At 35.2% G+C, this 13019-nt stretch carries 13 protein-coding genes; 4 read left to right on the forward strand and 9 right to left on the reverse strand.

Annotation, left to right across the window (positions count from 1 at the left end):
* Positions 1–321: 321 nt before the first annotated feature.
* The 4 genes from RST01_RS07485 to RST01_RS07500 form a co-directional block, all read right to left on the reverse strand.
* Complete coding sequence (locus RST01_RS07485; RefSeq protein WP_147195614.1) at positions 322–1149, reverse strand: undecaprenyl-diphosphate phosphatase; 828 nt, start codon at positions 1147–1149, stop codon at positions 322–324.
* Positions 1150–1248: 99 nt separating this feature from the next.
* Entirely contained in the window at positions 1249–2343 is a 1095-nt protein-coding gene (locus RST01_RS07490) for a metallophosphoesterase (protein ID WP_147195616.1), read from the reverse strand.
* A 114-nt stretch (positions 2344–2457) separates the two neighbouring features.
* Positions 2458–2769 carry a hypothetical protein gene (locus RST01_RS07495; protein WP_147195618.1) on the reverse strand — a complete coding sequence of 104 codons (312 nt, stop codon included), beginning with the start codon at positions 2767–2769 and terminating at the stop codon, positions 2458–2460.
* Positions 2770–2897: 128 nt separating this feature from the next.
* Positions 2898–3713, reverse strand: coding sequence for a lipid II flippase Amj family protein (locus RST01_RS07500; RefSeq protein WP_184117559.1), 816 nt, complete (start codon positions 3711–3713; stop codon positions 2898–2900).
* A 280-nt stretch (positions 3714–3993) separates the two neighbouring features.
* Between RST01_RS07500 and RST01_RS07505 the strand changes: the two genes are divergently transcribed.
* Positions 3994–5205 (forward strand): AI-2E family transporter, encoded by a 1212-nt coding sequence (locus tag RST01_RS07505; protein WP_147195622.1) that lies wholly within the window; start codon positions 3994–3996, stop codon positions 5203–5205.
* Between the two features lie 62 nt (positions 5206–5267).
* On the opposite strand, the gene RST01_RS07510 is transcribed toward RST01_RS07505, so the two are convergent.
* The 5 genes from RST01_RS07510 to RST01_RS07525 form a co-directional block, all read right to left on the reverse strand.
* Positions 5268–5951 (reverse strand): nuclease-related domain-containing protein, encoded by a 684-nt coding sequence (locus RST01_RS07510; protein ID WP_221297951.1) that lies wholly within the window; start codon positions 5949–5951, stop codon positions 5268–5270.
* Positions 5952–6110: 159 nt separating this feature from the next.
* Positions 6111–8327, reverse strand: coding sequence for a sensor histidine kinase (locus RST01_RS07515; RefSeq protein ID WP_147195624.1), 2217 nt, complete (start codon positions 8325–8327; stop codon positions 6111–6113).
* Positions 8324–8491: a hypothetical protein gene (locus RST01_RS15975; protein WP_158512612.1), complete on the reverse strand. Its 168-nt coding sequence runs from the start codon at positions 8489–8491 to the stop codon at positions 8324–8326. Before RST01_RS15975 ends, RST01_RS07515 begins: the two co-directional genes overlap by 4 nt.
* A complete protein-coding gene (locus RST01_RS07520; RefSeq protein ID WP_066791496.1) occupies positions 8466–9161 on the reverse strand; it encodes a response regulator transcription factor in 696 nt (231 codons plus the stop codon). Before RST01_RS07520 ends, RST01_RS15975 begins: the two co-directional genes overlap by 26 nt.
* A 276-nt stretch (positions 9162–9437) precedes the next feature.
* Positions 9438–10226, reverse strand: coding sequence for a hypothetical protein (locus RST01_RS07525; protein ID WP_147195626.1), 789 nt, complete (start codon positions 10224–10226; stop codon positions 9438–9440).
* A gap of 167 nt (positions 10227–10393) precedes the next feature.
* Here RST01_RS07525 and RST01_RS07530 point away from each other — a divergent pair, with 167 nt between their 5' ends.
* The 3 genes from RST01_RS07530 to RST01_RS07540 all read left to right on the forward strand — a co-directional run bounded on the left by RST01_RS07530 (position 10394) and on the right by RST01_RS07540 (position 12926).
* Complete coding sequence (locus tag RST01_RS07530; RefSeq protein ID WP_147195628.1) at positions 10394–10624, forward strand: helix-turn-helix domain-containing protein; 231 nt, start codon at positions 10394–10396, stop codon at positions 10622–10624.
* Between the two features lie 142 nt (positions 10625–10766).
* Positions 10767–11324: a histidine phosphatase family protein gene (locus RST01_RS07535; protein WP_147195630.1), complete on the forward strand. Its 558-nt coding sequence runs from the start codon at positions 10767–10769 to the stop codon at positions 11322–11324.
* A gap of 270 nt (positions 11325–11594) precedes the next feature.
* On the forward strand, positions 11595–12926 hold the full coding sequence (locus RST01_RS07540) for a beta propeller repeat protein (RefSeq protein ID WP_147195632.1): 1332 nt from the start codon (positions 11595–11597) through the stop codon (positions 12924–12926).
* The last annotated feature ends 93 nt before the right edge of the window (positions 12927–13019 follow it).

The following is a 13019-nucleotide window of genomic DNA, read 5'->3' on the forward strand; positions in this document are numbered from 1 at the left end:
TACGAAATGAGACACAAAACGACATAATCTAGGTTGTATAATTAGTGCTGAAAAGCTACATCTTGTGTCTACAGAAAGAAAATTCACCTGTTGTTTATGTGCAATTTCCCCATTGCGGCTAGCTTTAACCGTCTAACTGCAGAAAAGATAAAAATGTGGCTTTCATACTATATATTGTGTTATATCACCAACACAATAAAGATATATTGTGTTTTTACTGTTTTTTATTATAGCACAAGACAAGTTTATTTGGCACTCTTTCACTTAAATAATATATTTCACACAATTAAAAAAAGATGTCGAAAACCGACATCTCTTTTTCTACATATATACGATAATTGCAAGTATAATCGCTAGAATAATACGATAGATGGCAAACGGCACTAATTTCACTTTCGAAATAAGCTTCAAGAAAAACTTAATAGAAATAAGAGCGAACACAAATGCGCTGATAAATCCAACGATATAGAAATTCATGTCGCCGAAATTAATTTCATCCCAATGTTTCAGCAGGGATACAAGACTGGCACCCGCCATAATAGGAACCGCCATAATAAACGTAAAGTCGGATGCCGTACGATGGTCTAGCCCTAGCATAACACCGCCAGAAATCGTTGCGCCTGACCGAGAAAAACCTGGCCATAGGGATAAACATTGAATAAGCCCCACTTTAAATGCTTGCCCATATGATAAATCATCAAGCGAGTGCACTTTTGGTCTTTTTGGTCCCCATTTATCCGCGGCAATCATAAATAACGCTCCGAAAAACAGACTGAAAATAACAGTTTTAATCCCAAATAAGTGCTTGTCAATAAAGTCTTCGAACAGAACACCTAATATACCAGCAGGGATAATACCCACGATGACATGCAACAAATTGAAATGATGATGAGGTCTTTGTCCCTTGATATGATATAAACCAACAAGACTTAACATCCGCTTCCACATCACCACAACGACTGCTAGGATAGAACCCAGCTGAATCACAATTTTGAATGTATTGGCCGATGACTCGCCAAGAAACTCTTGCGTTTTCAACCACATATCATCGACGATAATCATATGGCCAGTAGAAGATACAGGGGCGAATTCAGTCATGCCTTCCACAAAACCTAAAATGATGGATTTTATTAATTCAATTATTTCCATAATAACTCCTTATCTTTTATTTGATGCTTCATTTGGCTATTGCCAGCAAAATTAATCATAACACATCGGGAATGGTAGCTATTTTATAATTCCATTACATTAATCCGTCAACTTCACGTCTACAATCCACATTTCACTCCGGCTATTAGTTCGAATCGGTGGCCCCCAAAATCCAAAACCAGATGATACGAGATAGTGCGTTGTATTTTTTAATAAATAACCATAGTCCAACTCAAATGTTTTTTTCGTTATCCACTGATTGGGCCACATCTGCCCGAGATGAGTATGGCCTGAGAGATGGATATCGACACCAAGTTCTGTAGGTGTGCGCAAATCTGATGGCGTATGGTCCATGACTATCCACGGATATTGCTGATCAACATGCTCAGCTAATTCTTTTAAAGACTTGCGAGTAGTATTCGTCTTATCTTCCCTTCCTGTTAAATAAAACGCATCGGCTATACATATTGTTTCATCTTGTAAGATGGTTACAGAAGATTTTTTCATTTCTTCTACAAATATAGGAATTTGGCGACCGTAATATTCGTGATTACCTAAAACTCCATATACACCATATGTAGAAGTTAACTTTTTCATGACCTCATCCATGTGATATGCCTTAAACCAATACGGGTGATCGTCTACAATATCCCCCACTAATAATACGACGTCAGGCTTGGTCTCATTCGACATATTCACAAATTTTTGTAAAAGCTTTTTGTTAGACAAGATGCCTAGATGAAAATCTGACGCAATGACCATACGAAAATCTTTACCTTTAGGATGATTTTTTTTAACAGCTATCTCTTTTCTCCTAATGACCGGTGAATACGCCATATATGAGCCAATTCCTATGATCAATGCGAATATGCCAATAACAGCTACTCCTACCCATAAGACTGTTAGTGAGGGAATGAGCCATAGGGCTAAATCAGCGAGCGGGAACAAGAGAAGCCCATATTCGACCAACACCATCCAGTAGGCGCTCACCACTTTAGTTAGACGAAACTTTTCATTGAAATTGCTGATGACAATACTATATGCGATATAAAGCCAAACAATGGCAAATATAAGGCTAAAATGAGAGTGAAAAACGGTTGATAAAAAGTGGTACACATTCCATCCAAGGTAATAGACAATCAAATTATAAATGACAAGCAATAAAAGACCTTTGACTATTTTGCTGACTCCCATAGAACGCTCCTTTCCTCACCTTTTTAAACTGTATGTAAATATATTTCCATCAAATAACGAAGTAGAACAAGCCCAATTTCTTACTTTACTAAGGAAATCAGGCTTTTACTTATTTTAATATGGCGCAATCCAAATAAAGTAATGCATAAAAATAATGCAAGAATATACAGTTAGTACAGTAGTTAACAAAGTGCTTCTTTTTAAGATTATTTTATAGAGAACAGGCGCGTATCTCCTAACAACAACCATTAAAATACTAGTCAACAGGATCCCTATAAATAATTCCGGTAAAGCTAAATAAACAGTAATATCTCCTATCGCTAGCAATGCATCCAGCAAGACCGCATAGCCTAGTAATCTAAACTTACCCGCGTGTAATTGCAAGTTGAACAGAAGCCGGCTAATCATAAATTTTATATTATCCAAACTTTCCTCCCCCTTACCAGTAATTATATATATTTTTGGTTAATTACGGCAAATTAGAGGCGATTATCCATAGTATCTTTATAAGCAATTGGGTTACTTAACAGAAGGAGTTAAAATTGTGTTGGTTCTTAAATCCATTCAGCAAACCAAGCTACATAATATGCCGCAGGGACAAACAGTAGCTGAGCTAAAAGCGTGCCAAAAAATTTTGAACTAATCATGGTTAATGAATAACTTTTCAAATATACATAATCTACTTGTTTTTTTATCACTCGATCGGCTAATACAGACACTTTTGGATCGATGAATAGTGTTAATAGCAATGTCGCAATTCCATTGATAATTCCAGAAGACATCAATGCTGTCTGCGCATAATCGCTCGGTACTAGCATCGAGGCATAAATAGATGAGAGTACCCCTGTTGTAAATACAGCTGTGATAAGGATATTAATCATAAATAGACGCTTAGGGATGGTCTTGAATGTGATATCGTGCAAATAATGCCATTTTGGCAGTCTAAAACAACGCAAAATATTTTTCATACCCTTTAGATTGAACTGCTTCTTAAATAAGGTAAATAAAGAACCCTTTTCATTTGATAAGCCAATAATAGCTCTTGAAAAAATGTTAATAAAAGCAGGAAAAAGAAATATTCCGAGCAAAACCCCTAATGATGTCACAGCAATTAATATTCGATACTGATCCTCTATATAACTTAATTTGTCCATCTTTGGGGCTTCCACAATAAGCTTAGCTGTTAATGGCTGTTGAATCATTGTAGAGAATCTAGAAACAATCACAAGCGTACTAAACAAAGAAATTGCCGTAGCGATTAATTTCACTCTAACCCCCGATATTCTCGTAGAATAAGCCAATGTATCAATCATTGTGACAATCACTAGAAATAGCGAGATGATGATAAGTTTGGACGTAATAATCTGTATAACCTCCCATGATAGATATCTCTATCATAAATATTCTCTAATCATTATGTAAATTTCATAAAGCATTTTGCTATTTCATCATGAGCAGCCTTCCACCGGACTTGCAAGCATCCGAGACATGAACCATTACAGTATAAGCAAGCAATTTAGTTAGAAACAGTCTTATAAAGGGTAAAGAATAGTTATCTAACTAGCAAGACGCTATTTTTTAAGCAAGGTTCAAAAATAAGCAGCATTTGTTGGATACATTCTAAAGAATGACCAGGGGTGGGTGAGTATAATGCAGATTAAAGATTCAAAAGGCACTATCTTCAAAAAGAAAATTTTAAACAGCAAATTTGTTATCTATACACTTATTGTCTTCATCTTGAGTATAACTCTTCTAGCGCTATCTAAAATTGGATTTGTTTTAATCCCTTTCGCTATCTTTATTAGAACTATCTTTTTGCCGATCATACTGGCAGGAATTTGCTTCTATTTATTCAATCCGTTGATTGATTTCTCCGAGCGAGCTGGGGTAAAGCGGACTATATCCATTTTATTATTATACGTATTGATTATCGGCATACTTACGGTCATTATTTCCTCTGTTCTGCCAATTTTAAAAGAACAGATTCAAAGTCTCATCATGAATATTCCAACTCTCACAAAAGAGGTGCAACATACGGTTTTACAATTGGCACATAATGATTTTGTTGAAAAATGGATGCAACCTCTAAATGCTGATATTGATCGAATATCGCAAAGTGTGTCAGGCTATCTCAGCAATAATGCAGCAGATTTTTCACATGGTATATTTTCGGTTGTAGGAACCATTACAGAAGTGATTATGGCTGTGGCAGTGCTTCCTTTTATTCTTTTCTATTTATTGAAGGATGGTGATAATCTGCCAACATATATTCTACAGTTTTTGCCAGATCAATCACGTTCAGAAACCAAACGAATCTTAAGCGAAATGAACCATGCGTTAAGTTCATATATACGTGGTCAAATCTTCGTATCCTTATGTATTGGCACATTACTTTTAATTGGCTACCTTATTATCGGCTTAGATTACGCCTTAACGCTAGCAATCATTGCGATGGTAACGAATGTGGTGCCGTATCTAGGGCCTATTATTGCTATCACGCCAGCCATTATTCTTGCGCTGATTCATTCTCCATCTATGCTGTTGAAATTAGCCATCGTTTGGGTCATCGTTCAATTGCTTGAAGGAAAACTAATTTCTCCACAAATCATGGGCAAATCTCTGCGAGTCCATCCGATAACGGTTATTTTCGTTATTTTGACTGCTGGAAATCTATTTGGTTTGCCTGGGATTATTTTGGCGGTACCAGGCTATGCAGTACTAAAAGTAATCGTCACACATATTTATCAATTTATTCGATTGCAGTCTAACATGTTTGCGGATAAAAAGATTATTACAGAAGAAGAAGACGTTCCTACCGAGACCTCACCAATTATTGTAGGCCCAGAATCTCAAGATAAATAGTTGAATGTATAAAAGAGCTAGAGTTCAGTGTGTTCTGTACTCTAGCTCTTTCATTTTTTCGTTTAAGATGAGTGCTTCTTGCGAAGATCATTCATATGTTTCTCTTTCACTTGTACTTCTACATTTGTATAAGGCAACAATTTATTGTAGATAAGATTAACTGGTATTGCATCAGGCCTATGAAGAGCGTTAATCTTCTTCACCACATGCAACCTATTACGATTGATAACTTCTATACACTCTGATTCAATATCAATTGATTTCAGAGTGCAACGGTTGCTAAAAACAATCAGAGAATAAAAAAACTTCTCATCTACACTTGAAAGTAAACGCTGCAAATGTTGTATATGTGATCGATTTTGCTTGATAGGATTGTAAAATTTATACTTCTTTTTATTTTGAAAAACCTGAGTCCATTTATAATCGCGTTCTCTACCATAAATCCATCCGCTATAATTTTTAGATTCAATCACATAAATCATACTTTCATGTATGAATATAACGTCGATTTCCGTTGTATCTCCATTTGGCTTAGGAATATAAAGATTGACTAGCGTTTTATGCTTGCCCGGCAACTTTTGCAACTCTTTTACAATTAAATATTCCCCATATAGCCCCTTGTTAAAAAAGGTTTTCCCGAATGATGTGCCTGTCAGTTGTTTATATTCACTTTTTTCATAACCAATATATCGAACATATTGGATAGAAAGCAAAAAACAAATAAAGATGATTCCTATTATAATCAATGTATATCACCCACTTCTACCTTTTTATATTTTTACCATTAAATAGATTATTATTAATATCATTTTCCTATATTATATTGTTTTTAGCTACTAGTTTATTGATGGAATTAAAAAAAGCCCAGAATTCAATATAGAATTCTGGAACCTATTTATATTTTTTCAATATAAACGCTCTAATGGCACAGAAACAACCACTTTAAATAAATCGCCATCAATTGTGATTTCCATGCTGCCTTGGTGGAGATCGACGATAGATTGAGCAATAGCAAGGCCAAGGCCTGACCCTTCTGTATGGCGAGCGGTATCAGCTCTTTTAAAACGTTCATAGAGCTCCTCAACATTTTGGTCGCCAAACTCATATTTCGTAATATTTTTGATAACAAACTGCGCTTTATCATTCACTCTCTCTAATGTGATATAGACACGTGTTCCTTCCATTGTATACTTTAATGCATTGATCAACAGGTTATCTAACACGCGCCACCACTTTTGCCCATCTACATATGCAAATAATGGCTCCTCTGACAATTGCACACGGAACGAAATATTTGCTTTTTCAATTTCTTCCTCATGTTCGCCCACTGCTTGCTTGACTAGTTGATTTAAATCAACTCGCTGTTTGTGCAGTTCGATATTACCGGTCGCCATCTTGGACACCTCGAATAGATCCTCAATCAATGTTTTTAAGCGTTGTGATTTTTTATCTAATATCGCTATATAGCTATTACGCTCATCCTCTGTCAATGCAGGATTTTTCAATAAATCGGTGTACGTAATAATAGATGTTAATGGTGTTCTTAAATCATGGCTGACATTGGTAATTAGTTCCGTTTTTAACCTCTCACTTTTCGCTTGTTCGGTAATAGAAGAACGGACACCTTCACGTAAGGCGTTCAAATTTGCTGCATGCTGGGCAAAAGGAGATTTGCCTCGAACGGGAATATCACCGCTTAATCGCCCCTTTGCCATATCCTCTGTCTGTTTCATCATTCGATTTAAATAACCCATGCGACGCAGAAATACTAATGCTGCTGGAGTTGCTACAAACATAAATAAAAACATGTAAAGTAAAAATGCCCCTCCACTACCATCCGATACAATGACTATGCCTACGCCTGCTAAAAAAACAGTAATTAGCAATGCGATAGATTGTAGACCAATGCTTCTAGATAAAAATAAATGTTGAATATCCTTTATTACATGAAGAAGGATAGATCCTTTAATAGCTTTCGCACGCTTCTCCCCTGTATCCAAGTCTTTCATCAACATCATCGATTGCCTGATGATTAAATGTACTAAAACAAACAATAGAGCAAACTCGAATATAAAAGTGAAAACAAACATCGCTTTATTAAAGAAAGTTCCATATATACGAGTGAATACAAAGTGTTCTGATAATAAAATAACGGCAAAGAGAGTCGCAAATAAATTTAAGGCAATAAATATCCCTCTTATATCAATAGGCCATTTGCGTATCCACTGGTAAAGTGCGCGGCCCTTCTGTATCTCTAATTGAAACGGACGTAATAAAAATAAGGCAATTATAGAAAATATACTAACTAACCAAATAAAATAAAGAAGTCGTTTGTGGAATTGAAAATTTTTATATTCCTCATAGTAGCTTGATTGTGTAAATAATTTTTCTGAAATAGATATACTTCCTGTATATCGATGAGTCTTCTGCTCCAATAAATTTGACACATCATAAGAGATTCCATCACTTCCTTCATAGACAATATCATCAGAAGATAATGATAAATCTAGGGTATCATCGGTACGGTTATACCGCTTTGTATAGGCTGTATCTCCCTGCACATTGCCCTTCACAAATGATTGGCCTGTCTCTAGATCAGTGAGGTTATATGAGTAATAAGAGAAATATTTGAAAAAGTCCTCTTTGTTATTCTCTCTGTCGCTTATATACTGATCAATATCTTTTTCTTTAATTTTTATAATCTTGTCGCGTACATATTGATCGTCTTCAAAGTTCTTTGTGATATCTTTTATTTTTTTCTCTCGCTCTTTGATTAGTGCCTCTTCGACGGTAGTAGCCTTGGCATCTTTTGCTTCTTGGATCCTATCTCTATACTGGTCTTTAATATTGGCTATTTGCTCTCCTAAGCTTCCATAATAATTTCGATAATCCTCTATTTCACTAGAAGAAACCTTGATTTTTTTCTTCGCTTCATCTCCATCGGCTGGATTTAATACAAGCGAGCCTAATTGGTGTGTAAAATCGTCATAATCTGATTGGAAAGTATCAGATTCAAAAAAGTTTTTCAGAAAGTATTGGTGGCCATATTCTAAAAATGAATATAGCCCAACCAATACAATAGAAATTAGAGACAACTGGGCAATATATTTATTTCGTTTCATGCGTTTCCTCCAATTGTACGTGTTAGCTGAGCTAGGGCTTTGGCAAAACTAAAATCAATAAAGTGCAAAATAAATGATAAGCAATATAAAAGACTAGCGAATGCAAGCAACAAAGCGATAATTGACCAAATCATTGCGCTATGCTCTTTCCATTTTGTAGCCAATTCCCCACACCACCTTTAAGTACTTTGGATTTTTTGGATCTACTTCTATTTTTTCACGTATTTTTCTTATATGAACTGCAACAATATTATCCGCATTGTAAGCCGCTTCTTTCCAAACACGCTCGTAAATTTCTTCTATTGAAAATACACGACCTGCATTGGTGATTAAGAGTTCTACGATGTTATATTCAATCTTTGTCAGTTTTATAGGCTCGCCGTCCAGCGACAATTCCTTTGCTTCTGCATCTAATGCTAACCCGCCTAATACTACTTTCCCTTGCTGTTCTTGATAGGTCCCTAGTTTCACGTAGCGACGCAATTGCGATTTAACGCGAGCCATTAGTTCTAATGGGTGGAAGGGCTTTGTCACATAATCATCGGCACCAACTGATAATCCGTGAATCTTATCTCCATCCTCCGCTTTTGCGCTCAGCATAATAATCGGGATATTTTGTTCTTCTCGAATTTTAAAAGTTGCTTGTATGCCGTCCATTTCTGGCATCATAATATCCAATATGATTAAATGGACTTCATTTTCCATTAATTTCTCTAATGCCTCTAACCCATTCGCTGCTTTTAATACATGGTAACCTTCGTTTTTTAAGTAGATTTCAATGCCATCACGAATATCTTGGTCATCATCTGTGACTAATATTGTATAGGATGCCACTTCATGCACCTCATTTCACTGTTTTCTATATAGTTCATTTTACAGGTTAAATCTTAAAAAGAAGTGAGCCTAAAAATGAAGAAATTCTTAAGATTTAATCCTATTTTACAGGATTTCACAACCCTATCGAAGAGAACTTTCTAACACCAACAATAATAAACAACAAAAAACAAACTAAGATCACTTCATTCCTAAGTGATAATAGTTTGTTTTTGTAACTTGCCCACTCTACTTGATTCTAAAATGGAGTATGATACAGCTCTGGAAATAGAGTTACTACTTTAAAGGAATGTCAAAGTTCTTTCCTGATCTTATCAATTCGTGCGTAACGCCATTACGTACATTGTCTGTAGAGAACTGAATGTCACCCATTTGTTTAGGACGATTTTTCAGCAATAGGCCTATTCTTCCCTCTCTTTTTTCACCTTTACGATAGTCGACTCTTGAAGCGCTACTTTCGCCAACAAAGGTATCATCACTAAAGATAAAATTTCTTCTTGGAACGAAAAAACTTTCTCCATCAAATTGAACATCTAGGAAGCTAAAGAACTGTACTTCCTCAGGATATTGATTAGTCACTTTATAGATAATTTCTATGTAATATGCATGGTCTTTAATCTTCCATCCGGATTTTTGAACAGCCTCATTTAATTCATTCCAATCTGCATCTTTGTATTTGTTTTTTTCTTTAAGTAAATCCTCTATCGACTTATTATTATAATTATTTAAATACTGTTTCTCTTCATCAACTATATCTGTCATTTTTATCAGTTTAACTTCCTTAACAAAGATATGCATCTCGCCAACATTATACTCTTTCCTTATATTGTAATGTTGAATTAACTCAAGTGTCGCTCTATCTTTTTCCCTCACTTTTTGCCCTTGCGTCTGTAAGAAATCGCCTCCACCACTTTCTACTATTTTCAAAGTCTTTGGTTTTTCATTTCTTAGGGTCGTTTCTTTCGTCTCTTTTTTAGGAGCTAATTCATAAAATGCAATTAATAAAACACCAATCATCGCTAATATCACTAAAGCTGCCCATAGAGGCCTTTTATTATTCTTCAAAAAATAAACCTCATTCTATAAAAGTTACTTTTAACTTTGCCAGAATTTCACTTAGCAAAGTTTAGCGAGAAACCATTAGCCTCTCGGTCTTATATTGTAGCTAACAAACCAGCAGTTGAGCAACCCTACATCTACTAGTATAATGAAGCAAAAAGGGGGTTCTTTTGATGTACAAAAGTGTGGCAGATACAGCACAGGATCTCTCTATGCCCGAACATCAAGTGATGCGCTATGTCTTAGAAGGAAGGATACGCGCTGTACATGATGGCCAGCAATTCCTCGTTAATAGCGACCAATTTGAACGTTATTTTGAACAATTGGAGAGAATAAAAGAAGAAATTGAAATATGGAAAAACACACCTATTCCAGAGGATATTGATATTAAGGATGAGGATTAATGACAAAGAGGACTACTTTATAAAATTAATGATAATAATATAAGTACACCACTTAAAAATTAGTGGTGTACTTTTTTGTTTATCGCTCCTCCTAAATTCCCAAATGCTAAAATAGGATTATTACTGACAGGAGCTGAATCAATTGACCAATTTATTTTTTGTTAGACATGCACATTCCAGTTATACACCTGATGAATTAAATAGACCTTTATCAGAAAAGGGATTTTCTGATGCCACTCTGGTTACAAGATTATTAAAAACAGAGGGAATTGATGTTGTTCTTTCAAGTCCTTATAAAAGAGCGGTTCAAACAGTAGAGGGCATAGCAGAATACATACATACAGATATAGGAATTATAGAAGGTTTTAAAGAACGGACTTTAACTGCAGTCCCTTCAAATGATTTTGCTTTTGCAATAGCAAAAGTATGGGAAGACTACAACTTTTCATGGGAAGGTGGAGAGTCTAACGTTGTGGCTCAAAAAAGGGGTATTGAGGCTACATATAAGATATTAGACAACTATAAAGATAAAAATGTAGTGATAGGAACACATGGAAATATCATGGTGCTAATCATGAATTTCTTTGACAGACAGTATAATTTTTCTTTTTGGCAGAATCTTGATATGCCAGATATATTTAAATTGTCTTTTGACGGAAAAGTATTAAGAAACGTAGAAAGAATTTGGGATAGAGATTAATTCTTTTTTATTTAATTGGCGTGATTGTTATTAACACAATTGCTCCTGAACTCTATATCAATTTATTCTGGAATTTTTTTTATTGACTTAAGCAGGATATAACGATTGATTTACCATAACCTAAAAAGGCAAATTATTTTAGGATGGTGGTAATTTTGAAGTTCATAAAAATAGTTACTTGTTTGTTAGTTTTTTTAGTTATTGTCAATTTGAAAGATCGTGAAGTAATTGCTTCAGATCTTGAAATTACATTAAAAGAAGCGATTAACATTGGATATCAGAGCGAAAGAATGGAATGTAAATGCAACACTTACAACAGCAAACAGTGTGGATGAAACGATGGGAGGTTCGAGAGGAGATACAGGAAAACGCTTTAATTGGTTTACGACCTTTGTGGTACCCGGTACAGAAGATTATGTAATAATTGGTATATCAGAAAAGAAAATTACCTTGTTTAGAGCGAGTAAACAAACCCAAGGACCAACAATTCCCTTTGATGATATTAAGTTAGATAGCTTTGAAGCTCTACAGCAGGCTAAGGATAAATACGGATTAAAACAAGGGAAAGATTGGGCAACAGGATATCATTTTACACTTGATAGTATCGAGGGTGAACCTATTTTAACAGTGATTGGAAATGATCGAGATAACCGTTTTACTCGAATTTCATTCAATGCCAAAACCGGAGATATAGTCAGTGCAATTCATAAACTACCTATCGGCGGTGGATTGCTATCCAAACATACTGAGAATGAAGTTCTATCAAAAAAAGGAATGGCTATTATGGGTGTTGTTGCAGGAAACAAACAATTGGTGATATGGGGTGACAAAAAGCCAACGCAGTTTAGCACAACCAAGCAACCCTTTATTGAATTGAGCCATAACAACGGTGAAACATGGAGAGAACTGCAAGTTAATGGTTATGTAGCACATGCTTGGTTCGATATGAAAGATCGATTATACGTAGCCACAGAAAAAGAAATATGGGCAGGTATTACATCGAAAAGAGGTACTAAAATCCTTTCATTAGAGTCCCCTATAGAGAAAATTGATTTTTCTTCCAACAACCAGATAGCTGTGACTTCAAAAGACAAGGTTTACTATACAATCAATCAAGGAAAGACTTGGGAACAAACTATAGTACCTAAACCATTTAATGTGCTACAAATCTCAGGTAACGGTGATTTGGTAGTGTTAACAGATGAAGGAAGTATTTTGCAACACACAAAAGATCAATGGAAATTAATAACCATACCAAATCGTAATGATGAACCTATGGATATGAAAGTAATTAATAATAGGCTATTTGTTACAACACAAGGCGGAATTTGGACTCGAAATCTCCGACAGAAAGGAAAGGAAAATTGGAGAAATATCCAAGTTGATGAAGTGCTAGTTAGATTTATCAAAAAAGGAGAGGAGTTATTCGGTAGCACACATAGGGATGAAGCTATTTATTCCATCAATACAAGAGATGAACAAAAGTCTAAAAAGGTCTTTGATGCGAGAGATTTCATCGTTTGGAATGTGGATATCATGAAAGATACGTTATGGATTGCGACAATACCAGATTATTCATGGGAAGATATGCCGATTAAGTAGACGATAAAAGTATGAAGTGTAAAGCCATGAAAAACTACTCTTCAACCTAAAAGACTAAGAAGAAAAGTTATATAATGCAAAAGGATAGATGTA

Source organism: Rummeliibacillus stabekisii, from assembly GCF_007988965.1.
Classification (GTDB): Bacteria; Bacillota; Bacilli; order Bacillales_A; family Planococcaceae; genus Rummeliibacillus; species Rummeliibacillus stabekisii.

Coding starts and splice junctions, on each gene's coding strand:
- RST01_RS07485 (WP_147195614.1), bottom strand. CDS start 1,149: ATGGAAATAATTGAATTAATAAAATCCATCATTTTAGGTTTTGTGGAA.
- RST01_RS07490 (WP_147195616.1), bottom strand. CDS start 2,343: ATGGGAGTCAGCAAAATAGTCAAAGGTCTTTTATTGCTTGTCATTTAT.
- RST01_RS07505 (WP_147195622.1), top strand. CDS start 3,994: ATGCAGATTAAAGATTCAAAAGGCACTATCTTCAAAAAGAAAATTTTA.
- RST01_RS07515 (WP_147195624.1), bottom strand. CDS start 8,327: ATGAAACGAAATAAATATATTGCCCAGTTGTCTCTAATTTCTATTGTA.
- RST01_RS07530 (WP_147195628.1), top strand. CDS start 10,394: ATGTACAAAAGTGTGGCAGATACAGCACAGGATCTCTCTATGCCCGAA.